This window comes from Vibrio mytili (assembly GCF_049563345.1).
GTDB classification, from domain to species: Bacteria; Pseudomonadota; Gammaproteobacteria; order Enterobacterales; family Vibrionaceae; genus Vibrio; species Vibrio mytili.
In genome coordinates this window covers 2,476,666-2,503,358 of the sequence record NZ_CP110481.1, presented here as the reverse complement: position 1 = coordinate 2,503,358, position 26,693 = coordinate 2,476,666, and the positions used below count along the sequence as shown (strand labels likewise).

Below are 26,693 nucleotides of genomic sequence, written 5' to 3'. Positions count from 1 at the left end.
TTATTGATGGAAAAGTTTCGAGTTATTGGGTCAGACAAACCACTTGTTGGTGAGGTGACCATTTCCGGTGCAAAAAACGCAGCACTGCCGATTTTATTTGCGTCTATTTTGGCTGAAGAGCCAGTAGAAGTGGCGAATGTGCCACGCCTTCGTGATATTGATACAACAATGGAATTGCTGAAACGTTTGGGCGCAGAAGTGAGCCGTAATGGTTCTGTCTACGTCGATTCAAGCCGCATCAATGAGTATTGTGCCCCTTATGACTTGGTGAAAACAATGCGTGCTTCTATTTGGGCGCTAGGTCCATTGGTGGCGCGTTTCGGTCAAGGCCAAGTGTCATTACCAGGCGGGTGTGCCATTGGTGCTCGTCCTGTCGATCTGCACATTACTGGTTTAGAACAGCTAGGCGCAACCATCACCCTAGAAGATGGTTATGTTAAAGCAGAAGTGGATGGCCGTCTGAAAGGCGCCCACATTGTAATGGATAAAGTGAGTGTCGGAGCGACGATCACGGTCATGTGTGCAGCCGCACTCGCAGAAGGAACCACGACGTTAGACAATGCCGCGCGTGAGCCGGAAATCGTCGATACTGCTGATTTCTTAAATAAGCTGGGTGCAAAAATTTCTGGCGCGGGTACCGACACCATTACCATTGAAGGCGTTGAGCGTCTTGGTGGGGGCAAACACAGTGTGGTTGCTGATCGCATTGAAACCGGAACCTTCTTGGTCGCTGCTGCTGTCTCTGGTGGTAAGGTGGTTTGTCGCAATACCAATGGGCATTTACTTGAAGCCGTTTTATCTAAACTGGAAGAAGCGGGCGCATTAGTTGAAACGGGTGAAGATTGGATTTCTGTCGATATGACAGGCCGAGAGTTGAAAGCGGTTAGTGTTCGCACTGCGCCTCATCCAGGCTTCCCAACCGATATGCAAGCGCAATTCACGCTATTAAACATGATGGCGAAAGGTGGTGGTGTTATTACAGAAACCATCTTTGAAAACCGCTTTATGCATGTGCCTGAACTGATGCGCATGGGAGCCAAAGCAGAGATTGAAGGTAACACCGTTATCTGTGGTGATGTTGAGTCATTAAGTGGTGCCCAAGTGATGGCGACCGATTTGCGTGCATCAGCAAGCTTGGTGATTGCGGGTTGTATAGCAAAAGGCGAAACCATCGTTGACCGTATCTATCACATCGATCGTGGCTATGACAAAATTGAAAATAAATTGTCTGCACTTGGCGCAAATATTGAGCGAGTGAGTGCATCAAGTTAAACTGCACAGCAGTAATTTGGATCACAAAGAGCCGAAACTCAGGTTTCGGCTTTTTTATATCACTTTCTTCTCTTGTTGAAATGAGAGAAATTAATATTTGTACTTGGAGTTCCTGGAGAACAAGAATGATTGCACTGTTACGTGTATTTGCCGTCCTAATTTTTGCCATTGTGATGTTGATTGGTGGGTGCGGTTACTGCCTGTTAAGCCCTCGAAACCCAAAGCATGTTTTCACTTTTGGCCGTCTGTTTGCCAAAATGTCGCGCGTGTTTGGTATTAAACTTGAGCTGCGTATCCCTGAAGATGCCTATTCTCGTGGTCAGCATGTTTACATTGCCAACCATCAAAATAATTGGGATTTGTGCACCGTTTCTGCCGGGGTTACGCCAAAAGTCGTGACCGTGGGTAAAAAAAGCTTAGTTTGGATGCCTGTGTTTGGTCAGCTTTACTGGCTAACGGGTAATATTTTGATTGATCGAGCAAATCGCTCTAAAGCTAAAGGCACGATTGATCAGGTGGTCAATAATATAAAGCAGAGCGATGTATCAGTATGGATGTTTCCTGAAGGGACGCGTTCACGTGGTCGAGGTTTATTGCCTTTTAAAACGGGAGCATTTCATGCTGCGATTGGCGCAGGAGTTCCTATTATCCCGATTGTTTGCAGCTCAACAGGGGATCTAAAATTTAATCGTTGGAATAACGGCCATGTGATTGTTGAGATGTTGCCGCCAATTAGCACAGAAGGCTATGGCAAAGATAAAGTTCGTGAGCTTGCCAATATGTGTCGAGAGCAAATGAAAACTAAGCTGGAAGCGTTAGACGAAGAAGTTAAACAGCGCAACGCTGCAAAGTAAGAGCTTGAGAGCTTGAGGGCTTGAGGGCTTATAGCGGCGAAAGAACAATAAAAAAATGGGTAGCTTAGGCTGCCCATTTTTTTAACTATATTAACCATTATTTACGAACGATTAACCATTATTTACGAACGGCAATGGCTTCAATCTCGATACCGACATCTTTAGGTAAGCGAGCCACTTCAACACAAGAACGAGCAGGGTAGTTTGCTACTTGGTGTTCATCGAAGAATTTACCGTATACTTCGTTGACTGTGCCGAAGTCGTTCAGATCTTTAACGAAAACAGTGAGTTTAACGATATCTGCAACTGTTAGACCAGAAGACTCAACAACCGCTTTTACGTTTTCTAGAGATTGACGCGCTTGTTCTGCAATGTCTGCAGACACTTCACCAGTCGCAGGGTTGACTGGAATTTGGCCAGAAGTCAGAACCATATTACCTAGATCGACGCCTTGAACGTAAGGACCGATTGCTGCGGGTGCAGACTCAGTGTGAAGTACTTTTGTCATTGTATTTGTTCCATTTCTTATAGCGAATAAAGAACCTCAGTGTGCCTTTAAACCGGCAGCAGGTAAAGAGCAAAATACCCTGTAAAGACAGGGCATTTGAACAGATATTCTGTATTAATCGTTTGCGCGATTAGCGTTCTGTAACGATCTCGCGAGAGAATACTTTTTCACAGTATTTACACTTGAGACGGATCTCATCTTTCTTTTCCAATACGCTAAAGCTGCTTTCTACGGGCTCATCATGAGAAATACAATTTGAATTCGGGCACTCGAATACATCATTGATTTTTTCTGGCAACGCTAAGGCGAGCTTTTTTACCACTTCGTAGTTTTCGATCTGGTTCACTGTCGCGTGCGGTGCATATAAGGCTAATTTGTTGGCCTGTTCTTCATTGATGAAGATATTTTCAATTTTGAGCAAATCTTTATGGCCCAGCGCGGATGACGGTAGGTTGAGGCCTACGGTGACACGCTGAGAAGAATTATGCATATCGAACAGTTTTAGCACCTTGATGCCAATTTGAGCGGGAATGTGGTCTATGACGGTGCCGTTTTTAATTGCTTCTACCTGCAATTGAGTTTCTTTAGCCATGTTTATCTCTCCCTCGATTACAGTGTTTCGTTTAAAACCAATGCCAGCAAAGCTTGTCGAGCGTAAACGCCGTTCTGTGCTTGCTCGAAATAATACGCATGTGGTGTTTTATCAACGTCAGTGGTGATTTCATCTACACGAGGTAATGGGTGTAGAACTTTGAGGTTTTCACGCGCGTCTTTCAGTAGTGCGGCGGTTAGAATGTACGCTGACTTAATGTGCGCGTATTCAGACTCATCAAAACGTTCTTTTTGCACTCGGGTCATGTATAAAATATCCAGTTCAGGAATAACGGCTTCCATATCGGTGTGCAGGCTATATTCAATGCCTGCTTCGTCTAACTCTTCACACAAGTAATCTGGCATTGCGAGTGCTTCTGGCGCGATGAAAAAGAAGCGAATATTATTGAATTTTGCCAGAGCTTGAGTCAGTGAATGTACCGTACGGCCGTATTTTAAGTCCCCAACAAAGGCGACGTTTAAGTTATCTAGGCGGCCTTGCGTCTCTGCTATGGTGTACAGATCAAGCAAGGTTTGAGTTGGGTGTTGGTTTGCGCCGTCTCCAGCATTAATCACCGGCACGCCGTTTGAAAACTCAGAAGCCAGACGTGCAGCCCCTTCTTGAGGGTGACGCATGACAAACGCGTCAACGTAAGAGGAGATCACTTGTACCGAATCAGCCAGTGTTTCTCCTTTTTTGGCTAACGAGGTGTTACCACCGTTATCGAAGCCAATAACATCGCCACCGACACGCTGAATGGCCGTTTCAAAAGACAAACGGGTACGTGTTGATGGTTCAAAAAAGCAGCTAGCAACAACCTTATTCTTGATCAGCTCTGGTTGTGGTGTCTTTTTCAGACTCCCCGCTGTTTCGACGATAAGTTCCAGCTCTTCACGAGAAAGCTCTGGAATAGAGATGATGTGCTTCTGGTAAAGTGAGTTCGCCATGATCTTCTTCCCTATAACTGTGATGATTATACCCAAGTAACCGTAGTGGACTTTGGACATAAAAAAACCTCCCCAAATGGGGAGGTTTAAAAATCAATAAAATTAACGAAAACAATACCACGTAAGCGTAGTCGCTTAGTTAGCGCAAATCGCATTTTTACGTCGGCAATTAGCATGGTCATTTCGTAATCCTCGGACAAATTGCCGAGCATTATACGCCTAACTTTGCTCAGTGCAAGCGATTACATCATGCGTTTCGTCTCGAAAATGCGTTAACTGCCTAAGGTTGCGACCATGACGGCTTTGATGGTATGCATTCGGTTTTCAGCTTCATCAAAGACAATGGAATACTCTGATTCAAACACATCTTCAGTGACTTCCAAGCCTTTCATGCCATACTTCTCAGCCACTTCTTTACCTACCGTGGTTTCATCGTTATGGAAAGCGGGCAGGCAGTGCATAAATTTCACATGTGGGTTACCCGTTTGTTTAATAACATCCATGTTAACTTGGTATGGTGTCATTAATGCCACTCGTTCATCCCATGCTTCTTTTGATTCACCCATAGACACCCAAACGTCGGTATATAAAAAGTCACAGCCTTTGACCCCTTCGGCAACGCTTTCAGTTAGGTTGATTTTAGCCCCTGTTTGCTTTGCGATTTCTTGGCAAGTAGCTACGAGCTCTTCTTCTGGCCAGAATGCTTTGGGAGCGACAAGGCGAATATCCATCCCTAGTTTTGCAGCGCCAACCATCAAAGAGTTCCCCATGTTGTTGCGCGCGTCACCGAGGTAAGCAAATGTTATCTCGTGTAAAGGTTTGCCTCGTCCGTGCTCTTGCATCGTTAAGAAATCAGCAAGAATTTGCGTCGGGTGAAATTCATCAGTTAATCCGTTCCAAACTGGGACGCCCGCATGCTCACCTAGCTCTTCTACGATTGCCTGACCAAAGCCACGGTATTCGATACCATCATACATACGGCCTAATACTCGAGCGGTATCTTTCATCGACTCTTTGTGACCAATTTGGGAGCCAGAAGGGCCGATATAAGAGACTTGAGCACCTTGGTCGAAGGCGGCAACTTCAAACGCACATCGAGTTCGGGTAGAAGATTTCTCGAAAATCAGTGCAATATTTTTATCTTGAAGTTTCTTTTGCTCTGTTCCTGCGTATTTGGCTTTTTTAAGCTCAGCAGACAGTTCGAGCAAGAACTGGATCTCTTTGGTTGAGAAGTCCAATAGCTTCAAAAAGTTGCGATTTCGTAGATTGAAAGCCATAGCTCGTCCTTTAAATGTGTGATCGAATAACTTAAGACATTAAAACATATAAATGCTGTATTTGTGAATAAGTATTTATTATTTGGCAATAAAAAAGGCCAATGTATTCACATTGGCCCGTGTGCTTGGTTTAGTGCGATTGGGATTAAATACCGTCACGTTCAATCGGACAACTCATACAACGTGCGCCGCCTCGGCCACGTCCGAGTTCATTGCCTGGAATGGTCAGAACTTCAATGCCCGCTTTATCGTATTTCTCATTGGTGTATACATTTCGCTCGTAACCAATGACGACCCCGGGTTTGACGGTTAATACATTGTTCGCATCGTTCCATTGCTCACGTTCTGCTTCATAACTGTCACCGCCTGTGGTAATGATTTTCAGTTGCTCGACACCCAACGCGGTTTCAATCGCATGCAGGTAGTTGTGTGACGCTTCAACATTCATCTCGCCCTCATTACCTTTTGGTGTTAGGCGCCAAGTGTCTAAATCTTTACGCATGATTTCAGGGTAGACGGAGAACGTATCAACATCCATGTGGGTCATGACAGTGTCTAAATGCATGCAAGAGCGATGCTTAGGCAGATCAATAGCAATCACTTCAGTGGCTTGCCCTGCTCTAAACAGGTTAGCTGCCAGGTTCTCTACACCTTGAGCCGTGGTTCTTTCAGACATACCAATGAGTACCGCCCCATTCCCAATGACCAAAACATCTCCCCCTTCAACATTGGCGTTATCGTAATGAAGGTCTTCGTCACCAAAGTATTTAATGAAGTCTTGTCCAGCAAAGATAGGGTGCCAGCGGTAGATCGCGCGTAGGTGATTGGTTTCTCTTTGACGCGCGGGCATCATCATTGGATTGAGAGAGACACCACCGTATACCCAACATGAGGTATCTCGGGTAAATAGATGGTTGGGCAACGGCTCGATGACAAAATCCAGCGGTCGTCTCATCTTCGGTAGCATCGAAGGAGACTGAATTGGTAGCTCTGAGTAAGCCAAGCCACCTAATAAGATCGTTGCGAGGTGTTCATTGTCCATTTCAGAGAAATACTGACGTAAATCACGCGCAAACGTAGGGCCATAACGGAAATCTGATATCTGAGTGTTTAATAGCCACAGCTTCGCATCTGGAACGGCAAGTGTTTCAACCAGCAAATCGTGAAGCAGTAACACTTCCACATCTTGCTCGCGCAGAGTGCGAGCAAATGCATCATGTTCTTTGCCTGCAGCTTCTACGGCTAGAACATCATCAAACAACAGTTCATGGCAATTAGAAGGGGTCAGGTGGGTGAGGGCGCGTTCTGGGCGATTTAATAGCACTCGCCTAAGCTGACCCACTTCAGATCCAACGTACAGCTTACTCATTTTGTATCCTTACTGATTTTTCCAACGATCAGTTATGACAAGCAAGGAGCAAAGATGCAAGTGTTGTTTTCTTATTTATATTCTATAAATTATTATATTTGTGGTTTGTTGTTCTTTTTTTTATTGTTTTATTGATTATTTTGGAGTTTTATTTTTATTCAATGTGTTTTGTTAAAGTGCGTTTTTATTCTTTTCGAAGTATGAGTAGAGATTACATGTTTAGTATAGAAAATAGACATTAATATTCGAATGGGTTCACTTTGAGCTCTTCTTTATTCGTTATTAAGCGAGATGCTGACATGCAGTTATTCAATAAAACCTCATAAACACGCATGAACTTCCGATGTGGTGCAAGCTTTGCCAGATTAGGATGTTCTGAATATTAAAAAATTCGAATCCTTGTTAAGTTTTTGTTTACTTGTGAGCGGGTTTCAATATTGATTGAGGAATAGCGCGATGGTTTGGCGTTTGCTTGTGGCTTTTCGTCGCAATCCATGCCATATTTCACGGATCAGAATACCTAAGTCACTAATCTGGAGCTAAAACATGTCTCATGAAGATGAATATCTATCAGTAGAAGAATTAATTGAGATTCAAAAGGAAGAGACTCGCGATATCATTGCTGCGTTATTGGAAGATGGCAGTGATCCAGATTCACTCTATGAGATTGAGCATCATCTGTTTGCTGAAGACTTTAGCACGCTGGAGAAAGCGGTCGTTGAAGCATTTAAAATGGGCTTTGAAGTTTTGGAAGCTGAGGAAACAGAAGACGAAGACGGCAACAAACTACTTTGCTGTGACGCGACCATGGAGTCGGCTCTGGATGCAGAAGCGATTGATGCTCAAGTAGAAAAATTGGTCCACTTAGCCGAAAAGTACGACATCATCTATGATGGTTGGGGCACTTATTACGAAGGCGAAGATGCACTTTACCCTGACGAAGATGAAGACGACGAGTAAAGTCTTTGACTAATCGTTGAAAAGCCAGCGTTGATCGCTGGTTTTTTTTGGCCTCTGGTATGAGCTTTCGATTCACATTGAGTTTATTAGGCTTTTTTCTTTATAATGCATAAAATTGATCTAGCTCAAGGTGCATATGCAACTCTCTCTCGCCGGCTTATGGCAAGTCTCTCCACTTACTGACCTTACGATTCCTCAGGATGACATCCTATTACCGGCTCCTTTGAGTCAAGTGTTACCTGATGAGTTAAGCGAAGACGAGATTCGCCAGCAAGAGTGGCACTTGATGCATGACATCGAAGTCGATGAATCTATGTTGGCGTTTCCAGCCGTGGAGTTGATATTAGCTGGGGTTGATTACCATGCTGAAGTGCGTCTAAACGGGATTGCCGTGTTTGATTGTGATGGGACGCAAAATGTATATAAGAAAGACATTCGCCCCTTCATGCAAATGGGACGTAACCGCTTTGAACTTTTGTTTCTAGAAGAAGATGAAGATCTTTTATTCGATGAGGATAAACCTGAGTTGTGTCCGCTTTCTGAGCATCAGTATAAAAAAAGCGACGACCGACTCGGTGTGTGGCAAGAACCATACTTACAGTTCATTCGTAACGTACGCTTAGAGCGAGTTGCAACAGAGCAGATTTGGCACCATGGTGGCGGCTGTGAGTTTAAGGTAGATCTCTACTATCAGACATTCGCACCGGGGTTGGTGTCCGCCGCTGTTAAGTTTAACGGTATGACTTACCACATTCCGATTGATGTTCGAGCTGAACATGCCAGTGCACTCTTTCAGGTTGAAGCGCCAAAGTACGCCGATCTTAATGATCCCGATCCTAATGATCTCTATCAGTTGTCAGTTGAACTGGATGGGCAGCGGCAAAACTTTACTGTTGCACTAAGCCAAGAGCTTTGCGTTACCCATATGGTTCTTTAGTGTTGCTCTCCAGTTATTAAAGCTGTTTGAGCATCACGACTTCGCACGCATCGTGCCCTGTTTGTCCAAGCGGGGCATCAAGATGTTTAAAACCAAGCTTTTCGTATAATCCTACGGCTTCTCTTAGACATTCCGTCGTTTCCAAATAGCATTGCTGATACCCAAACTGTTTCGCCAGTTGTAAACTCAATGCAACAATACGTTTGGCTAAACCGTGTCCTCGTGTTTGTGGTAAGAAGTACATCTTTTGTAGTTCACACACATTCGATTCTCCTACTAAAGGAGCAAAGCCACCGCCACCAACGATCTCTCCGTGATGTTCAATAATCCAGTAGGCAGCCCCTTTTTGATTGTAAACCGAGTACATATCATCAAGCGTCGGATCTGCCACGCCATAACCTTTGTCTGCAGTTAAGCCATATTCTGCTGAAACTTGGCGAATGACGTTGGCAATTCCGGTGTTGTCTTGCGGGGTGAGTGGACGAAGTAGAAAATCAGCGATTTGTTCCATGTTGTGCCTAAAGTATTGAGCCCTGTTGGACTCAATATATGGCGTTTAAGCATGTCGATGCAAACAAAACTGCGGTGTTGGAGTTTTTGCTGATGATTTACGCATCCATACTTTCTCGTGGAAGTAGTAAGCGACCGTATTCAAGCTTGGCTCTATCATCGCCATAACCCCACCGATAAAGGCATCACCAGTTAATAAGTAAACAACGGTAAACGCAACACTAAAGTGCACGCTTGCAAAGCTTGCCGTTTTCAGTTTGGTCATAAACTGTCGAGCTTTCAGGGCAGGTACCTTTGACCATGCTTTTTCATGAAAGTAAAAAGCTACCGTATTTACTGAAGGTTCGATCATTGCGATTAGACTACCAATTAAGATGTCGCCAGTTAGTATATAAGCCACACTAAATGCGATAGTGAAATGTAGCGCTGCGAAAGTTAGTGTCTTTTTCATAATGAACCCCTTTCTAGGATTGCCTTTATTTTGATGATTTAACTATATTGCAAATGATAATGATTTTCAATTAAGTTTTTGCAATGGTTGTGATAGGCGGTATCGATGAGTTAAGACGTGACAGAAGGACTTATAACGGTTGGTAAAATCGAATATCTCGGTGTGTAGTGTTGGTATCACTTACTGATGTGGATAAAAAAGCCACTTCAATTGAAGTGGCTTTGATGTATTAGCGAATTAACGCATTAACTAAATTCGTATTAAAGTGCAGCGATGGTTGTTTTCTGCTCTTCTAACTTAGTCAGCGTCTCTTTATAGCCTTCTAGTTTCTCACGCTCTTTGGCAACCACCGCTTCAGGTGCTTTCGCCACGAAGCCTTCGTTACCTAGTTTGCCTTCGATACGCTTGATCTCTCCGTGTGTTTTCTTGATTTCGCCATCTAGACGAGCAAGTTCCGCGTCTTTGTCGATCAAACCTGCCATTGGGATCATCAGCTCAGACTTACCAACTAGTGCCGTTGCACACGCTGGTGTTTGTTCGCCCGCTTCAAGCACACGTACCGCTTCTAGTTTGGCTAGAGACATGAGGACTTGTTTGCTTGCTTCTAGACGAGCGGCATCTTTTTCGTTTGCTGCTTTTAGCATCACATCCAAAGGCTTACCTGGGTTGATGTCGTATTCAGCACGTAAGTTACGGATACTTGTGATGAAGGCTTTCACCCATTCAATGTCGTCCAGCGCTTCTTGGTGGAAGTTCGCTTCGTCGTATTGAGGCAGGGCCTGTAGCATAATGGTCTCACCTTCAACACCGTCAACCAGCGGCTTGATACTTTGCCAGATAGTCTCAGTGATGTAAGGAATTACAGGGTGAGCTAGACGTAGTGTCTTCTCAAGAACGGTGATGAGCGTACGACGTGTACCACGTTGCTGTGCTTCAGTACCTTTCCATAGAACCGGTTTAGTTAGCTCTAGGTACCAGTCACAGAATTGGTTCCAGATGAATTCGTATAGCGTGTTCGCCGCCATATCTAGACGGAAGTTGTCGATATGGTTGTTGAACGCTTTCGCAGCGAGTTCGAACTGAGATTCGATCCACTTGTCAGCAAGGGAAAACTCGATGTCACCTTCACCAAAGCCACAATCTTGCTCTTCTGTGTTCATCATTACGTAACGGCTCGCGTTCCATAGTTTGTTACAGAAGTTACGGTAGCCTTCAAGACGCTTCATATCCCAGTTGATATCGCGACCTGTTGATGCCATGGCTGCAAGCGTGAAACGCAGCGCGTCGGTACCGTAGGCTTCGATGCCGTTTTCAAACGTCTTGCGTGTGTTCTTCTCGATTTTCTTCGCCAGTTGAGGCTGCATCATGTTGCCAGTACGCTTCTCAACGAGAGACTCAAGGTCGATACCATCAATCATGTCGATTGGGTCAAGTACGTTGCCTTTCGACTTCGACATCTTGTCGCCGTTTTCGTCACGGATCAGACCGGTCACGTAAACGGTTTTAAATGGGACTTGTGGCTTGCCGTCTTCGTCTTTCACGAAGTGCATGGTCATCATGATCATGCGCGCAACCCAGAAGAAGATAATATCGAAACCAGTGACTAGTACGTCTGAAGGATGGAATACTTTCAGATCGTCGGTTTGCTCTGGCCAACCTTGAGTACCGAACGTCCATAGTGCAGAAGAGAACCAAGTATCCAGTACGTCTTCGTCTTGGTGTAGTTCAATTACAGATTCTAGGTTGTTGTTCTGACGAACTTCTTCTTCAGTGCGACCTACGTAAACATTGCCTTGGTTATCGTACCAAGCTGGGATACGGTGGCCCCACCATAGCTGACGAGAGATACACCAGTCTTGAACGTCACGCATCCAAGAGAAGTACATGTTTTCGTACTGCTTAGGAACAAACTGAATGTCACCGTTTTCAACGGCTTCTACTGCTGTTTTCGCAAGGGGAGCCGTACGGACGTACCATTGGTCAGTCAGCATTGGTTCGATAACCACTCCGCCACGGTCGCCGTAAGGTACTTGTAGATCGTGATCTTTTACTTCTTCAAGTAAACCAAGTTCATCGAAGTCGGCAACCATAGCTTTACGTGCAGCAAAGCGCTCCATACCACGGTATTTAGCAGGAAGCTCTGTCGAGTATGCGTCGCTTGCTTCACCGTTTGTATTGAAGACTTCCGCTGCGTCACGGATGTTCGCGTCAAAAGTCAGAATGTTGATCATTGGTAGCTGGTGGCGCTTGCCCACTTCGTAGTCATTGAAGTCGTGCGCCGGTGTGATTTTCACACAACCAGTCCCTTTTTCCATATCGGCGTGCTCATCGCCCACGATTGGGATGCGACGATCAACGATAGGAAGGATAATTTCTTTGCCGATCAGATCTTGGTAGCGTGGGTCTTCTGGGTTAACCGCTACACCAGTATCGCCTAGCATGGTTTCAGGACGTGTGGTTGCAACAACGATGTAGTCTTTGCCATCTGCTGTTTTAGCACCATCTGCGAGTGGATAGCGGAAGTGCCACATGTTGCCTTTGGTGTCTTTGTTTTCTACTTCTAGATCTGAAATCGCTGTATGCAGCTTTGGATCCCAGTTAACAAGACGTTTGCCACGGTAGATAAGGTCATCTTCGTAGAGACGAACGAACACTTCTTGAACAGCGTTGGATAGGCCGTCATCCATTGTAAAGCGCTCACGCTCCCAGTCTACAGATGCACCAAGACGACGTAGCTGTTTTGTGATTGTTCCACCGGATTGACCTTTCCATTCCCAGATCTTGTCGATGAAAGCTTCACGACCATAATCGTTCTTGGTTTTGCCTTCTTCTGCCGCGATCTTACGCTCTACAACCATTTGAGTGGCGATACCCGCGTGGTCAGTACCGACTTGCCAAAGGGTGTTTTTACCCTTCATACGCTCACAGCGGATCAGCGTATCCATGATCGAATCTTGGAACGCGTGGCCCATGTGCAAGCTACCAGTGACGTTCGGTGGCGGGATCATGATGCTGTATGATTCTTTAGTGGTGTCACCGTGTGGCTTAAAGTAGCCTTTCTCTTCCCAAGTCTGATACAGAGCTTGTTCGATTGAAGTTGGGTTGTATGTCTTTTCCATAGCGCTCTTTAAATGGATACGTTGATGGTTGAATCTTAGTCAATCTTTATAAGTGAGGGATCTTAACAAGATCGCCTTAACTATAAGGATTGACCGTTAAGGATATTGAATTTCGAACGTTTGCAGTTGGTAACCTGCTTGTCGGTAAATTTTATATCTTTCTCTTGCGAGTTGCTTAGCTTTTTCTTCGCAGGGCACGAAGTCTACCACTTGAGCAAACTTGTTCGCAAAGGTTGTCTCATTTTCCGCCAAATTTATTACTAATTGGCGATTCCACGATGGTTTTACGTTTTGGTGGCCGATTTCGATGTTGGTCGCGTATTTAGGCCCTTCACCAACGAGGTTGTGTGCCATGAACTTATCTGCATCAATTTGCCAGAAGACTTCTGCCAGTTGCTCTGCGTGCGTTTTGTCTTGACAGTTCAGGTAGACTTTAGCGCCTTGACGGGCAAAGTGCTGAGCTAAAAACACAACGTATTCTTCAAAGCCTACGGTGTGTGCTTGTGGGCTATCTTGTTTAATGATGTAGAAAGTCGCAGTTTGCATCGTTTCTCTCGCTCTGTTCTGACCTCTGTCTACCATTCATGTTATAGAGAATATGGCGACAATAAAAAAGGGCCTTGCGGCCCTTTTTATTTGATTCAGAAATTACTCTTCTGTCTCTTGGCCGCTGCGGTTCAAAAGGAATTGGACGAGCATCGAGACAGGGCGGCCTGTAGAGCCTTTTGCTGCGCCTGATTTCCAAGCGGTACCTGCGATATCAATGTGTGCCCAGTTGTACTTTTTCGCAAACTTAGACAAGAAGCAACCTGCAGTGATAGTACCAGCAGGACGTCCACCGATGTTTTGCATATCAGCAAATGGACTCTTCAACTGTTCGTGGTACTCATCTGCCATTGGTAGGCGCCATGCTCGGTCACTGGCTTGCTCAGAGGCATTCACTAATTCGTGAGAAAGAGGGTTATGGTTAGAGATAACGCCGCTAATGTGGTGGCCGAGTGCAATCACACAAGCCCCCGTTAGTGTTGCAACGTCAACCACACAGTCTGGTTCGAAACGTTCTACGTAAGTCAGCGCATCACACAATACCAAACGGCCTTCCGCATCAGTATTCAGTACTTCAACGGTTTGACCAGACATGGTTGTCAGAATATCCCCTGGACGGTAAGCGTTGCTACCCGGCATGTTTTCACAACCAGCTAGCACACCAATCACATTGATTGGTAGGTTCAGCTTTGCGAGGGCTTTCATTGTGCCGAATACGGATGCTGCACCACACATGTCGTACTTCATCTCATCCATACCTTCACCAGGTTTCAGTGAGATACCGCCTGAATCGAAGGTAAGACCTTTACCCACGAGTACAATAGGCTTTGCGTCTGAATCAGGGTTGCCTTTATATTCGATAACAGACATCATGGATTCGTTTTTCGAACCGCGACCTACTGCTAGGTATGATGTCATGCCCAGTTTTTCCATCTCTTCTTCACCAATGATTTTGGTGGTGACCGTCTCGTAATCGTCGGCGAGGCGGCGAGCTTGCGAAGCAAGATAAGCTGGGTTGGCAACATTCGGTGGCATGTTACCTAGATCTTTCGATGCTTTTACGCCCGAGGATATCGCTAAACCGTGAGAGATGGCTTTCTCACCTAGGCTAAGTTCGCGACGAGTTGGCACGTTGAAAACAAGCTTACGTAGAGGACGACGCGTCTCTGGTTTTACGCTTTTAAATTGGTTAAACGTATACAGACCATCTTTAGTTGCTTCTACTGCTTGACGTACTTTCCAGTATGTATCGCGGCCTTTAACGTGAAGTTCTGTTAAGAAACAAACGGCTTCCATTGAGCCAGTTTCGTTAAGTGTGCTGATCGTCTTTTGAATGATCTCTTTGTACTGGCGTTCGCCAAGTTCACGTTCTTTGCCACAACCGACAAGCAAAACGCGCTCCGACAACACACCTGGTACTTGATGCAGTAGTAGCATCTGACCTGGTTTACCTTCTAGATCACCACGGCGAAGTAGTGAACTGATGTAACCGTCACTGATTTTATCAAGTTGTTCGGCTACTGGAGAAAGGCGACGTGGTTCAAACACACCAACAACGATACATGCGCTACGTTGTTTCTCTGGACTGCCACTTTTTACACTGAACTCCATGCGTACTCCTACATCCTGAAGACAAATAGTTCTAAATGTTAGATAATGATCGCTGACTTGTTGAATTTTGGCTCCAGTCTTACATGCGGAGCTGATTAAGCGACTAACATCTAGTTTATAATTTTTAAAAAATAAATGGTTCAACGGGAAACTATAGTGATTCGACCAAAAAAACAAGTTTTGTATAGGTAATTTCAGCGTGATTATTGTTAGATATTTGATCCGCGAAACATTGAAGAGCCAATTTGCGATTTTTTTCGTGCTTTTTTTAGTGTTTTTGAGTCAGAAGTTCATCAGCGTCTTAGCTGACGCATCCGATGGTGACATACCTGCCGGGCTGATTTTCTCAATTGTTGGACTAAACATGCCAGCAATGGGGCTCTTAATGCTGCCATTAAGTTTATATATTGGCATATTGATTACTTTTGGTCGCTTGTATGCCGAAAGTGAAATAGTTGTCATGAATGCGACAGGTATAGGCAATAAGTTTCTTGTACAAGCGGCATTGTACTTGGCGTTGATCACATCAGGGGTTGCGGCTTTTAATGCGTTGTGGTTGTCCCCGTGGTCTCAAGATCGTGTTGAAGGGTTGTATGAACAAGTCGCATCGGAAAATAGTGTCGATCTGCTGAAAAAAGGGCAGTTCCAAGGGACACCTGATGGATCGTCTGTGGTTTTCATTGATGACATAAAAGACAGTACATTAAGTAATGTGTTTGTCGCCCAAATGCGTCCAAGAGATTCTGTTTTACCTAGTGTTATGTTCTCTTCCTCAGGCGAAGTCAAAGAGCTGTCAGATGGTCGACAGATCATTACCATGCAAAAAGGCACGCGTTATGAAGGTGTTCCAACCCGCGTTGAGTACATGATCACTAAGTTTGATGAATACGAGGGCGTGATTGGCCAACGAGAAGTTAAAAAGAAAGGGCGAGACTGGGAAGCTTACCCAACCAGAGAGTTAATCGGCCATCCAGATAGAGAAGCGCAAGCGGAGTTACAATGGCGTATCTCGTTGTTTGTTTGTATTCCTTTATTAACGATGTTGGTGATTCCTCTTTCTGCAGTAAATCCGCGACAAGGGCGTTTTGCTAAAATGGGACCTGCCATTCTAATTTATTTGGCATACTTCTTAGCCATTAGTGCAACGAAGTCAGCCTTAGAAGATGGTGCCATCCCAGTTGAGATCGGTTTGTGGCCGATCAATGCGATGTTACTCATCGTCGCTGTACTTGCGAATATGATGGATAGTGTCCCAGTAAGAAAAATGAAAGAAAAGTTCCGCAAGAAGAGGTTAGCGTAAGCTGTGTTTAGAATCTTAGACCTGTATATAGGTAGAACCATAATCTCTACTTCGGCCTTAGTGTTGGCAACGTTTGTTGGTTTATCGGGCATCATTAAATACGTCGAACAGCTACGAAAAGTCGGTCGAGGCATTTATGATCTTAGCCATGCACTCTATTTTGTTTTGCTGAGTGTTCCGCGTGATATTGAGATGTTCTTTCCAATGGCGGCGCTACTTGGTGCTTTGATTGGATTAGGAATGTTGGCGTCAAGTTCTGAGCTGGTGGTAATGCAAGCGGCTGGTTTTTCCAAACTGGATATTGGTCTATCTGTGCTTAAAACTGCTGTACCTTTGATGCTTATCGTCATGGCGTTGGGTCAATGGGGAGCACCAGAAGCGCAGAAAATGGCTCGTGATTTGCGTACGTTTGCTATTTCTGGCGGTAATATTGTTTCGGTGCGTTCTGGGGTATGGGCGCGTGATGCGAATGACTTTATCTTTATTGGAAAAGTGGAAGACGACAAGCTGTACGCACTGAATATGTGGCGTTTCGATGAAGATAAGAACTTGAAGAAAGTCATTTTTGCTGAGGAAGTGGATTACCGTCAAGACAATACTTGGGTAATGCGTGATGTTCAGATTACCGATATGGAAAATGAAAATGTGATAGCCAAGCAAGAGGTTGATCAGATGGAGTGGGATACAACATTGGCTCCGGATAAACTTGCCGTTGTGACTGTGAAGCCAGAAGAGCTGTCACTAAGTGGCTTATACGATTATGTCACCTATCTTAAAGCTTCAGAACAAGATGCATCACGCTATGAACTTGCTTTCTGGCGTAAGCTCAGTCAACCGCTGTCAATAGCCGTTATGATGCTGATGGCGTTGTCATTTGTCTTTGGTCCATTAAGAAGTGTGACCATGGGAGCTCGAGTTTTATCGGGCGTTGTGGCCGGATTCACTTTTTATATCTCCAGCGAGTTTTTTGGACCGTTAACTTTGGTTTATGGCATACCGCCAGTCTTCGGTGCTTTAGCGCCAAGTTTGGTCTTTTTAGCGATAGCGGTCGGATTATTGAGAAGAAAGCTCTAGCGTGAAAAATACGTAGACAAGTGTTTTCTAACGAATGTCAGTTGATAAAGCAAGAGGAAGGCTCGGAGCCTTCCTCTTTTTTATATTAGACTCTAAATGTCGTCATCTCGCCTTGGGTAAAACGATGACTTCCGTTTTGGCCCACATGTCGTGAAAGCCTCGCTTCTTCGGATCAATCGGCACGGTTAGGTTTGCCAAGCCAAATCCAGACGTTGCTAAACGAATTAACGCTTGTGTTACGGTTATGGGGGCGCCATTTTTTGCATCACGAACCTGAAGTTTCCAAGCACGCATCCCCAAAGTTTGACCCGCCCGTGTCCAGAAAAAGACAAAGAAATATATCCATACTACGGCTAAATACAGTGTGAAGAGTGGGCTCATGACCGGATGTTTACTTAGCATGTCCGCTGCATCCACATATTCACCGTAGCTCAATACGCCAGCCGCGTTTAAGGCAAACACAATCGCTATCACGATCCCTGCGGCCATCATTTCTATAGCCAGAATAATCAATGTGTCATAGACCAAAGCCGCTAATCGACGAAATAAACCTGCGGGTGGAAGAGTTGTAGAAGTCGCCATAATACCTGTACTTACCTTTAAAATTGTTGCTCAGAATATAGATTCCCTTTAAATGTGAAAAGAGACGCAACGCACAGAGTGCCTAATTATGATGAAATCTAAATGATTTCTCCGCTAACAGCTATGGCTAGCAGCCTAATCGGTTGACGGTAAGAGTATACAAGAAACCAAGCTCAAAAGAGTTTCGCTGATTTTAGCTTTTTCAATAGCGTGCTTTTTGAGCGGTAACTTGATTAGATAGCTGTGAGAGTTGGTGTTTTTCTTCTTCAGTAAAGTGTTGTGTTAATGCTAGTTGCAATGCCTTCTCAGAGAGTTTAGTTGCCGGGGTAGCAAATAATGTCGGATGCATGGTAGACAATGCCAACAACGCTTTTTGCAAGCGAATTTGAACGGATAGGTGTGCCGCACCATCGTGAGCTATCGGTAGAAACACATCATCAAACAAATCGTAGCAGCTTAATGAGGGAACAAATAACCTTGGAAATCGAGTTTTTATTGGTCTTTGATTAGTGAGTTCACCCCATAAAGAGAGTGCTCGTATAGAACGTCCAATCACATCAATCGCTGTTCCACTATCATTGACGGCTGGAGAAAGTGCTCTTGAGGCTATCTCTGCCAGTACCACGAAGCCAAAGCGAGGGTCTTGATCGTATGTGCGTTCGGCGCGAATAGTGAAAGCAACGGTTATGTCACTTTCATCGTTCAACTCACCACAAATCCAGGCTAAGGGTTGGTTATGGTACACAAAACTGCCTGGTTGCCGCTCAATGTATATTGTGCACTGGCTTGATTCAGCACAGCTATCAAGGTGTTGCATGTCGATATGTTGTAAGTAACCAATCTCTCTGCTGTATATAGGCTTACTGTCCTTGGGTTTGTGTTTCGGGTTACTCCAAGGGCGAGCGCCAAGCCAAGGTTCATTGCCTCGCTTTTGGATAGCATTCTGCAATGCTTGTTCGACTTTTGCTGTCGTTTCACACACTCTTCCAAGTACAGATAGGTGCTGAATCCAGCGCAGTAGAGTCATTATGATCATCACGACCACAACGATAGTGACAACGAATAGATAGATACGAGCTTGATCGTGATAAGCGTCAATGCCCAGAGCGATAATGCCGACTAAGCTAAACAAAAACGAGCCGAGGAAAGTCGCCAGTGCGTTTTGGGTTGTGCTGTCTTCCATTAATAATTGCGTCGCTCTGGGGGTAACGCCTGCGCTGGCTGCACTGTACGCTGATACCATGATGTTCAAAGAAAAAGTGGTGACGGCCAGCATTGATGTTGCAAGAATATTTAAAATGTTGTTCAGGAGTTCATAGCTGACGTTAATGGTGGGAGGTAAAATAATAAACTTGTTTAGAACGACAGAGATTAACGCGGTAACGACAGCAAGTAAGGCGAAAAGTGAGGTGCGAACCCATAGTTTTCGTGCTATTCGCGTTAATAACCATTGCCACTTGGAACCTGTCATTGTTGTACTCCTATCTGTACGGTTTCCGAGTCAACATTGGAAAGCGTTTACTGTGTTGCTTCTATTGTGAGGTATGTCTTCAGTTCGCCTTAGCACCTGGCTAGGCTTGCTGAAAGCGTACAGTCGAATGGTTAAAGCATAGATGAAGTTTACTTAACTTTTACGTATTGGTAAGGATCTTAGCCGCAATTATGGCTCTGCGTTTTTAAGCTGATGGCTATTTCGGAGTCGACGGGTCCCTAGGTTAAAACGGATAATACCTAAATATCACATTTTGTGGCGAAATTATCAGCAAACGATAGTTATTTAAGGTTTTTCTGCTTGCGCAGGTCAAAAGCTTCCGTATAATGCCAATCATCAAAAGGCAATAGCCTAAAGATGCCGGTGTGGTGAAATTGGTATACACGACGGATTCAAAATCCGTTTCCTTCGGGAGTGGCGGTTCAAGTCCGCCCACCGGTACCATACATAGAAAGGTCGCTTTTATAGCGGCCTTTCGTCGTTTTAGGTGTTTGAAAATGTTCGACTTTTCAGGCGCTTACCTCAGTTTTCCTTTCTTGTTATCAACGCTTTTCTCGCTCCATTTTACTCCCTTTATCCGTCTTAAAATTTCTCCCATGGTCCATATATGGTTCATCGCATGACGATTCTGTGCGCAAGGGAATCCCAGTAAATCCAACAAATGCTAAAAGCAGCCGTCGCGCAAGCCAGTATCGTCAAGGGCTTCGAGTTACCAGAACCATGGTACGACCATGGTCACTTTACGGTGCTATGCGGTTTTGGCTTGAGTGAAAGACTGTTTTCGATGGATAAATAACCACCCATTTATTACCATATGTATCAGATGGTTAAGTCAAAGTTGGTAAATGAGCTGTGTTTAGGCGAAAAACATCAAAAATAGATCAGTTTGAAGCATACAAAATAGCGTTAGAAACTAGAAATTTAGAGATTGGTCTATTCTGGCAACGCTCGAATTACTTTTTGTTGCTCAATTCAGCTTTGATCATTGGATATTTTAGAGGGATTAGTGATAAGGAAAGCCTGTATGCGACGTTACTAGCTTTGCTAGGGCTGTTCGTTTCCCACTTGTGGTACAGAGTCAACTTAGGTAGCAAATACTGGCAAGCTAGATGGGAGCATCGTTTAAAACAAGTTGAAAGAAAGCTGGATAAAGACCTGAAGTTTTTTAATACAACTAGAGAAATCACTGATAACGATGTTGCTGAGAGTATAAACCCTAGCTCGGACAAAGGGTGGTTGCACCGTCTTATAGAATCTAGAGCTTTAAAATATAAGCCTTCGGTTAGCTATAACATGACACTGCTTTCTCTAACCTTCTCTTTAGCATGGTTCGCACTTTTTGTGTTTTCTATACCCGAACTAAAAAATATGCTCGTTGACTTCAGCTTGAACGTGACAGTTTATGTCATGAAGTTGGTAGAAATCCTGATGCTACCTTTTCGAGGACAATAAACGCCCCAATCTGAGAAAATTTCAAACCTGGATTATGGTAGTAGTGATGCGTCATTACTGCTTGAGACTATCCAGATTTACACCGTGTGGTGATTCTCTGGTGGAGTCCCACCCATGATGATTAGCGTAAAGCCGTAACAATAATCCATTCAAACATATATTAACTAATTGAATATCTAGTTAATGGAGGTTTGAATGAGTAAATCACAACGGCTCACCACCACTTTCCTCAACAACCTTAAACCCAATCCGGCTAACGCTAAATCCACCGATTACGAAGTCAATTTATCTGCTATGAAAGATAGTGGCTTACCTACTGGCGTTCGCTGCTTAGTGGGTAAGTCTGGCGGAAAACGATTCCTGCTGCGTTATACCAGTCCGGTAACAGGTAAGAAGGCAAGCATTGGTCTTGGTAAGCACCCTGAAACCGATCTTTCCACATTGCGCAAAACAGCCAAAGAGTATCGCCAGCAAATTATAGAAGGTGTTGATCCCAAGGTTGAGCGTGACAATCAGGCTACCGAGAAGACGATGACTCTAGAACGGTTCTTTGATGAAGTGTACCTGCCACTGGCTAAACAGAAACGCAGTTGGAAGGATGATGTCGCTCGGTTTCGTTTAGCAAAGTCGATACACCATATCTCGATTCACGACCTAACCGCCGCCGATATCATCAAAGTCCAAATGGAGATGCAAAACGCCGTTACGATTAAGGGTAAACCGTATGCTTCTGCTTCGATTAATCGCGTTTTGGCTCTATTGAAAACGATCAATCGTCAAGCATACAAGTTGATGGACGCGCCACTTATTGCTGACAAGGTGAGCTTGTTGAAAGAAGATAACGTGCGCACTGGTTACTTGTCCGAATCACAGCTAAAGGAGTTCATAGGTCACGCTCTGAACCATGAGGATAAGAGTATTGGCGCGTACCTAGCTTTGCTGTTTTTGACTGGCGCGAGGGATAAGGAACTGCGTTTGCGCTTGAAATCCGATGTGAATTGGGAGGAGAAAACACTCACTATTCCACATACGAAAAACGGTAGTAGTCACGTTTTATTCCTAAGTGATTACATGCTTGATATTTTGAGGTCGGTGCCTCATGTGGCGAATAATCCGTATCTCTTTCCTGGACGCAAAAAGGGTAAACCAGTAGGGCAACCTAGGCATGCTTTCAAGGCTATCAAAGCCAAGATGGGACTGCCTGACATACCCGGTGATAAAGCGAATCTAACCCTGCATTCTGCTCGTCATACGGTTGGAAGTTTGTTAGCTAGCCAAGGAGTCTCGTTACACGACATAGCCAAACAGCTGAATCACGCTGACCTGTCATCAACAAGGCGCTACTCAAAATTGACTGTAGGGCGTCGTAGGGAGATTGGCTCTCGTTTATCGGATATGGTGACTGCGAAGCCAGAGATACGTTGGGAATGAAGAAGTTATGTTTAACCAATTAATTTAGAAATGACATTAGAAAAGCCCCTGTTTAGCGATGAGCTAAACAGGGGCTTTTTCATTATTAAACGGAGATTAGAAATGAAAACAGTAAACAGGTTTGAAGACATTCAATCACTGTCAATGCCGGATGGTGTGAAAGCAAAACTGCTAGAGCACCTGATAGAGCCATTCGGTGATGAAGAAATCACAAAAACGTTTTGGGATGAAGTTGGTACGACCTTGTACTTGATTGAGGAGTCCGATACCGACGAAACCTTGAGTGAAGAATCTGAGGAAGAACAGCACTTCCTACGCTTTGTCACTAACTACCCAGAATGGGTTCTTTTACTAAACGACGATGACTGTCCTTGGCTTCTAGCAGTCGCCATAGTGACCATGGAAGGTGGTGGTGTTTACTGCTGCGCTCCAATGAACAGTCCAACGTTCCCTGTCGCCAAGTTAGCTGATCAAGCTGAATCTTAAAACCAAACTAAACCTAAATTATTCCATCTTAAAGGAGGTGTCTCATGGCACGTAAACCAAGCAGCAAACAAGCAGCCGTTCTACCAGAAGTTGTAGAAGACAATGAACAAGTCACGGTCACTGACGATCAACCAGTAGACCATTTCACTCATATCGTGCGCGAGGGCAAAGCGAAAAAGTTAAGTCCGAAAACGGAGAACCACGTGTTCTATCAAATCGACTTAAATGATGCGGAAGCCGAGCTCTATATCCGCATGTCGGGTAATGAAGGTGGAGGTCTGCACAGCAAGGAATGGATCCCGCTTAAAGATATCACCGCTGTACTAGATGTGCAGGGTGATAAGCCGTTCAAGAGCTCTGTGATGAAGTGTGTCTTTTCCGGACAGTCAGCGAATAACGCTGGTTTTATGGCTGCTTGTTGCAGGGGGCTTGGTCTTATCATCCAGTCGGAGAAATCAGTGTTTCTTCACGTTCTTGCGCCAGACTACGAGCAACGTCGTGATGAGTTGCTGTCTCTAGTGGATTCTGAAGCCAAAGCTGAATAACCCCAAATCCACATCAATCCGTACTCACTAAGCCAACACTGGCTTTCATACCGAGTACTTAACAAGAGTGCTTTCCTAACAAACTAAACGAGATTTTATTATGAACTTAACTTTTGACGTTGAGCGATTACTGCTGCCTGTCAGTGTCGATCTTCAAGATACTTTAAACCGAGTGATCAGCGAATCAGGCAAATGGACACCCATGATCCAATCGGTTGTGATCAACTTCCGAGATTCATCCTACAGTTCGGAAAACGGCGGTTGGCACCCAGTTGAAATTAGGCTTGTTCGCCTCTACGACCAGTGGATCTTTGATTACATCACTGACTTTGCGTATTGCGGTGGTCCTTATCCTGAATTGATTAAAGAGGTGGATTTTAACTTCTCATCTGGAACAGCTAGTTTTTCCTATGTTCCGGAGCTGCCGATAACAAGTAGTGAGGTAATGGAGTTCTACTCGATGTGGGAATCCAACTTTCTCAGCTACGTCGAAATGGGCGTGTTCGATGAGATAAAAGTCACTGTGGATTAGTCCATCGGCAACAAACCAAGTAGAAAGCACCATGTATGTACCATAAAATAGTCGACTCACTTCCTAGTGAAACTAAGGCTTCCCATTGCTCCATGTTAATCATGGTGTGATGGGAAGCCTTTTTCATTGGGGCAAGTTTTAGCAACGTTTACCCAATCCGTTGCCTTCGGAATTCAGAGGGGATGAAGTTGCTGGATTGCAATGGACGGTGGAAACACCAAAGAAGGGAGTCTTAATTTTAACGAGTTTGTCTGGTTTACACTGGTGTTTTGTTATTAAAAGCTCCCATTGCTATGTCGAAGCAATGGGAGCCATATATAGCTTATTCTGCTAACTCTTTTAAAAGCTGAAGTGCTTGCTGCTGTTTTGCATCAAGACTAGATGGTACAGCGAATTTTTTGATGTTTGGCAGAGTGTTTAAGTACTGGAAGAAAGCTTTAGTTGTCATTGGCTGAACAGGCTCAAAGTACACTTCTTCCTCCCCAGGAAATGAAAACTCAGAGCAGTACATTACAAGATCTTCTTTCTCGTAAATCAGAGCGATAGAGCGAGAGTTTTCATCATCACTATATGCTTTGAATTCCAAGTGCAGAACTTCTTGACCATCAACGCTCGATAGGAACTCGGAACCCGCTTCAATCGTATAGTGATCTGCATCGACCACCATCGTACACATTCCCATAATTGCCTCATGAGCATGTGCTGCTGCGTTGCATTTAGCTAGCTTTTCACTCGTGCAACCGTTATGTAACCAATCTTCTTTGTTGAATGAAATAGACATGTTCTTGTACCTGTTTTGTTTTAGTTTCGATACGCGGATTAAACATGTTTCATTTATAAAACACTAGACTAACTGATAGATTTATAACGATATTCGTGAGTTGATGGTCACAAATGAACTTCTAATCTAACTTTTCGCCTATTTTTAGAGAGCAACTAGAACTCACTAGGTGTGATAAAAAGGAACTTGTCACCGTGATCTATAGTGACAAGTTCAATTCATGGCTCTGTTTATCCAGTCATCATACCCAGTAGATAGCCAACGGCGGTGAAGCTTAACAAGTTAGCGATATCAACTAGATAGATATACGGACTGGACTGAGTGATTTGGAGCAGAGTTCGTGCATCAGACATCATGGTAATACCCCTTTAATAGCAACCTCCTAGCGGAGTTATTTATTAGTTAGTCTCAATCCGACCAAAAACGGCATCATTTTGAGTTTTCCCTTGCGCGGTATCGGTTTGAGGTTTCGTCAAATCACCTCTTTCCCTTATCCGGCATAGGTAAGTTCAAAATTGGTACATAGTGGCAAGTTGATAGTTAGGACGGTCGGTCTCGGCGTAGTGAAACGACATTATGTCGGGGTTCTTTGTTGTTTGGAGCTGTGCTTCTAGAGGGAACGCTAGGGCGTCATTTATTAACGTAGCAACTACTTGTAACGATCCAATGTAGCGTGAAGGTCGCGTATAAGTTCAAGCTTGAGACTGACAGGGGAGAGAACCTCGACTTGAAGTATCCAAGACTTCAACAAGGGCAAGATATCGCTCAATCTTGATACTCGACTGCTAACCAACAAACTACCGTCGCTCAGTTCTTTCAATAGCTGCTGGTGGGGAAGAATCATACTTTCAAGAAAGTGCGGAGCTGCTTCCCTATCAACCTGTACAAGCACTTCAGCATCATCCGGAGTTAGCCACTCCATTCCTTGTTTATATATCTCCTCGTGGACTTTTTGACTCGGTTTGTATTTATCTTCCCGGCGGTGAATCCGTGAAATATTCGGCAGTCGGTACGAATGTAGCTGGTCACAGTAGGTCGCCGATAAATACCAGAGACCGTAATCGTTAACCAAGCGATAGGGATAGACAGATTCAAACGTTTTGCCATTGTAGATAAGGTCAATAACAGAGTGAGTGGTGATAACTTCGGTCAACTGTCTAAACAGCGTATCGAACTTCTCGATGGGCTCTGAGCGTGGATTCTTAAACAGAACGGGAGTGTGACCGTTGAACTTGTAGTGATTCGGTAGTAGCGCAGACAAACCCGTATCGTGCAGTACCTTGTGGGTATTCGCATTACCATTATTTCGAGTTACTGGATCTAACCGATAACCCTCATTGGTGCGGATAATTGGAGCGTTGACTAGCCTTTCATTGAAATCGCGTCTCAGGGTTTTCTCGCTTACCTGATAGTCCGCTACCAACTGCTCAGGGGAGAGCATTTCTCCCATAAACAATCTCGTCAATATGTCACCTAGCCTTAAAGCTAGCTTTTCACTCTTATCGCTCATGCTACTAGCGTACGGTTTCCCTTGGACAGGTTGAGGGCAAAACATTTTTAAATGTTTCTAACCGTCACGCACTTAGATTTGGCATAGCTTTCATCGGATAAGGCAGGGCAATGGTGATGACTATTTTTACACTCATTCTGCGGTCTTGGACATATCCTGTCCGAGCGCAGTGGGATACTACACAACGTAGATTTACTACAACGTCAATTAAAGGAAACAAGTAATGCAAGTGACATTCATTAAGCCACTTATGACATCAGGTTATTCATGTCGTTTTTTAGGTTGCCCCGGTTGGGTCAGCAAGGGCGGATCATGTGATACGTGTGGCGCAATGGATTACAGTTAAGAAGGAGTATTCGTTATGGGCGGTTGGACAGAAGACCAAGGTGACTATGATGATGGTACAGAAGATTCTGGCTTCAGTCAGGACTTCGACATGGAGCCGGGCGACGATGGTTGGCTTGGCGGCGACTTCATGGCTGATGATGACGATGATTAAGTCCCATCACTAAATTAGGCTTATCAACAAGGGCGATATCGAAAGTTATCGCCCTT

General features: G+C 44.5%; 27 protein-coding genes, 1 tRNA gene and 1 pseudogene. 14 read left to right on the top strand and 15 right to left on the bottom strand.

All coding sequences use genetic code 11. The features are described 5' to 3' along the window. Positions 1–6 precede the first annotated feature (6 nt). Both murA and ONE56_RS11525 read left to right on the top strand, forming a co-directional pair. A complete protein-coding gene (gene murA, locus ONE56_RS11530; RefSeq protein WP_041156670.1) occupies positions 7–1,272 on the top strand; it encodes a UDP-N-acetylglucosamine 1-carboxyvinyltransferase in 1,266 nt (421 codons plus the stop codon). A 125-nt stretch (positions 1,273–1,397) separates the two neighbouring features. Next, on the top strand, positions 1,398–2,126 hold the full coding sequence (locus ONE56_RS11525) for a 1-acylglycerol-3-phosphate O-acyltransferase (protein ID WP_041156669.1): 729 nt from the start codon (positions 1,398–1,400) through the stop codon (positions 2,124–2,126). 118 nt (positions 2,127–2,244) lie between these two features. On the opposite strand, the gene ONE56_RS11520 is transcribed toward ONE56_RS11525, so the two are convergent. The 5 genes from ONE56_RS11520 to arcA form a co-directional block, all read right to left on the bottom strand. Next, positions 2,245–2,634, bottom strand: coding sequence for a RidA family protein (locus ONE56_RS11520; RefSeq protein WP_041156668.1), 390 nt, complete (start codon positions 2,632–2,634; stop codon positions 2,245–2,247). A gap of 130 nt (positions 2,635–2,764) precedes the next feature. Beyond that, a complete protein-coding gene (pyrI, locus tag ONE56_RS11515; protein WP_423839896.1) occupies positions 2,765–3,226 on the bottom strand; it encodes an aspartate carbamoyltransferase regulatory subunit in 462 nt (153 codons plus the stop codon). Positions 3,227–3,243: 17 nt separating this feature from the next. Then, the gene (pyrB, locus tag ONE56_RS11510) at positions 3,244–4,173 is read right to left on the bottom strand and encodes an aspartate carbamoyltransferase (RefSeq protein WP_331438904.1); all 930 of its coding nucleotides are present in this window, start codon (positions 4,171–4,173) and stop codon (positions 3,244–3,246) included. A 272-nt stretch (positions 4,174–4,445) separates the two neighbouring features. Continuing rightward, a complete protein-coding gene (locus tag ONE56_RS11505; RefSeq protein ID WP_423839895.1) occupies positions 4,446–5,450 on the bottom strand; it encodes an ornithine carbamoyltransferase in 1,005 nt (334 codons plus the stop codon). A 145-nt stretch (positions 5,451–5,595) separates the two neighbouring features. Then, the gene (gene arcA, locus ONE56_RS11500) at positions 5,596–6,819 is read right to left on the bottom strand and encodes an arginine deiminase (protein ID WP_331438891.1); all 1,224 of its coding nucleotides are present in this window, start codon (positions 6,817–6,819) and stop codon (positions 5,596–5,598) included. A 546-nt stretch (positions 6,820–7,365) separates the two neighbouring features. Here arcA and rraB point away from each other — a divergent pair. Further along, on the top strand, positions 7,366–7,779 hold the full coding sequence (rraB, locus tag ONE56_RS11495) for a ribonuclease E inhibitor RraB (protein WP_331438890.1): 414 nt from the start codon (positions 7,366–7,368) through the stop codon (positions 7,777–7,779). 136 nt (positions 7,780–7,915) lie between these two features. Further along, on the top strand, positions 7,916–8,716 hold the full coding sequence (locus tag ONE56_RS11490; protein ID WP_415679522.1) for a glycosyl hydrolase 2 galactose-binding domain-containing protein: 801 nt from the start codon (positions 7,916–7,918) through the stop codon (positions 8,714–8,716). Positions 8,717–8,732: 16 nt separating this feature from the next. Here the strand turns inward: ONE56_RS11490 and ONE56_RS11485 are convergent. From ONE56_RS11485 to pepA, 5 genes and pseudogenes are all read right to left on the bottom strand, one after another. Continuing rightward, a pseudogene (locus ONE56_RS11485) lies at positions 8,733–9,206 on the bottom strand (GNAT family N-acetyltransferase); the annotation flags it as partial. 66 nt (positions 9,207–9,272) lie between these two features. Next, on the bottom strand, positions 9,273–9,677 hold the full coding sequence (locus ONE56_RS11480; protein ID WP_331438888.1) for a DUF2061 domain-containing protein: 405 nt from the start codon (positions 9,675–9,677) through the stop codon (positions 9,273–9,275). Between the two features lie 260 nt (positions 9,678–9,937). Beyond that, positions 9,938–12,796, bottom strand: coding sequence for a valine--tRNA ligase (locus ONE56_RS11475; RefSeq protein WP_423839894.1), 2,859 nt, complete (start codon positions 12,794–12,796; stop codon positions 9,938–9,940). Between the two features lie 96 nt (positions 12,797–12,892). Continuing rightward, positions 12,893–13,342, bottom strand: coding sequence for a DNA polymerase III subunit chi (locus tag ONE56_RS11470; RefSeq protein WP_041156658.1), 450 nt, complete (start codon positions 13,340–13,342; stop codon positions 12,893–12,895). A gap of 102 nt (positions 13,343–13,444) precedes the next feature. Next, a complete protein-coding gene (gene pepA / locus ONE56_RS11465; protein WP_041156657.1) occupies positions 13,445–14,953 on the bottom strand; it encodes a leucyl aminopeptidase in 1,509 nt (502 codons plus the stop codon). Positions 14,954–15,152: 199 nt separating this feature from the next. On the opposite strand from pepA, the gene lptF reads away from it, so the two are divergent. Both lptF and lptG read left to right on the top strand, forming a co-directional pair. After that, positions 15,153–16,253, top strand: a complete 1,101-nt coding sequence (lptF, locus tag ONE56_RS11460; protein ID WP_331438885.1) for an LPS export ABC transporter permease LptF — start codon at positions 15,153–15,155, stop codon at positions 16,251–16,253. A gap of 3 nt (positions 16,254–16,256) precedes the next feature. After that, entirely contained in the window at positions 16,257–17,327 is a 1,071-nt protein-coding gene (lptG, locus tag ONE56_RS11455) for an LPS export ABC transporter permease LptG (RefSeq protein WP_041156655.1), read from the top strand. A 102-nt stretch (positions 17,328–17,429) separates the two neighbouring features. Here lptG and ONE56_RS11450 read toward each other — a convergent pair whose 3' ends face one another. Continuing rightward, positions 17,430–17,909 carry an RDD family protein gene (locus ONE56_RS11450; RefSeq protein WP_423839893.1) on the bottom strand — a complete coding sequence of 160 codons (480 nt, stop codon included), beginning with the start codon at positions 17,907–17,909 and terminating at the stop codon, positions 17,430–17,432. A 202-nt stretch (positions 17,910–18,111) separates the two neighbouring features. After that, the gene (locus ONE56_RS11445; RefSeq protein WP_423839892.1) at positions 18,112–19,380 is read right to left on the bottom strand and encodes a DUF2254 domain-containing protein; all 1,269 of its coding nucleotides are present in this window, start codon (positions 19,378–19,380) and stop codon (positions 18,112–18,114) included. 380 nt (positions 19,381–19,760) lie between these two features. On the opposite strand from ONE56_RS11445, the gene ONE56_RS11440 reads away from it, so the two are divergent. The 7 genes from ONE56_RS11440 (at position 19,761) to ONE56_RS11410 (ending at position 23,847) form a co-directional block, all read left to right on the top strand. Continuing rightward, positions 19,761–19,845, top strand: a tRNA-Leu gene (locus ONE56_RS11440). A 217-nt stretch (positions 19,846–20,062) separates the two neighbouring features. Beyond that, positions 20,063–20,197, top strand: a complete 135-nt coding sequence (locus ONE56_RS11435) for a hypothetical protein (RefSeq protein ID WP_423839891.1) — start codon at positions 20,063–20,065, stop codon at positions 20,195–20,197. A 56-nt stretch (positions 20,198–20,253) separates the two neighbouring features. Further along, positions 20,254–20,853: a hypothetical protein gene (locus ONE56_RS11430; protein WP_423839890.1), complete on the top strand. Its 600-nt coding sequence runs from the start codon at positions 20,254–20,256 to the stop codon at positions 20,851–20,853. Positions 20,854–21,048: 195 nt separating this feature from the next. Next, complete coding sequence (locus tag ONE56_RS11425; RefSeq protein WP_423839889.1) at positions 21,049–22,284, top strand: tyrosine-type recombinase/integrase; 1,236 nt, start codon at positions 21,049–21,051, stop codon at positions 22,282–22,284. 102 nt (positions 22,285–22,386) lie between these two features. After that, the gene (locus ONE56_RS11420; protein ID WP_423839888.1) at positions 22,387–22,770 is read left to right on the top strand and encodes a hypothetical protein; all 384 of its coding nucleotides are present in this window, start codon (positions 22,387–22,389) and stop codon (positions 22,768–22,770) included. Positions 22,771–22,814: 44 nt separating this feature from the next. Then, the gene (locus ONE56_RS11415) at positions 22,815–23,315 is read left to right on the top strand and encodes a hypothetical protein (protein WP_423839887.1); all 501 of its coding nucleotides are present in this window, start codon (positions 22,815–22,817) and stop codon (positions 23,313–23,315) included. Between the two features lie 100 nt (positions 23,316–23,415). Continuing rightward, positions 23,416–23,847, top strand: a complete 432-nt coding sequence (locus tag ONE56_RS11410; protein WP_423839886.1) for a DUF2787 domain-containing protein — start codon at positions 23,416–23,418, stop codon at positions 23,845–23,847. 322 nt (positions 23,848–24,169) lie between these two features. Here ONE56_RS11410 and ONE56_RS11405 read toward each other — a convergent pair whose 3' ends face one another. The 3 genes from ONE56_RS11405 to ONE56_RS11395 all read right to left on the bottom strand — a co-directional run bounded on the left by ONE56_RS11405 (position 24,170) and on the right by ONE56_RS11395 (position 26,138). Further along, the gene (locus ONE56_RS11405; protein ID WP_423839885.1) at positions 24,170–24,628 is read right to left on the bottom strand and encodes a hypothetical protein; all 459 of its coding nucleotides are present in this window, start codon (positions 24,626–24,628) and stop codon (positions 24,170–24,172) included. 230 nt (positions 24,629–24,858) lie between these two features. Beyond that, entirely contained in the window at positions 24,859–24,984 is a 126-nt protein-coding gene (locus tag ONE56_RS11400) for a hypothetical protein (RefSeq protein WP_423839884.1), read from the bottom strand. Positions 24,985–25,277: 293 nt separating this feature from the next. Further along, positions 25,278–26,138 (bottom strand): helix-turn-helix transcriptional regulator, encoded by an 861-nt coding sequence (locus ONE56_RS11395; RefSeq protein ID WP_423839883.1) that lies wholly within the window; start codon positions 26,136–26,138, stop codon positions 25,278–25,280. Positions 26,139–26,499: 361 nt separating this feature from the next. Here ONE56_RS11395 and ONE56_RS11390 point away from each other — a divergent pair, with 361 nt between their 5' ends. Next, on the top strand, positions 26,500–26,637 hold the full coding sequence (locus tag ONE56_RS11390) for a hypothetical protein (protein ID WP_023585706.1): 138 nt from the start codon (positions 26,500–26,502) through the stop codon (positions 26,635–26,637). The last annotated feature ends 56 nt before the right edge of the window (positions 26,638–26,693 follow it).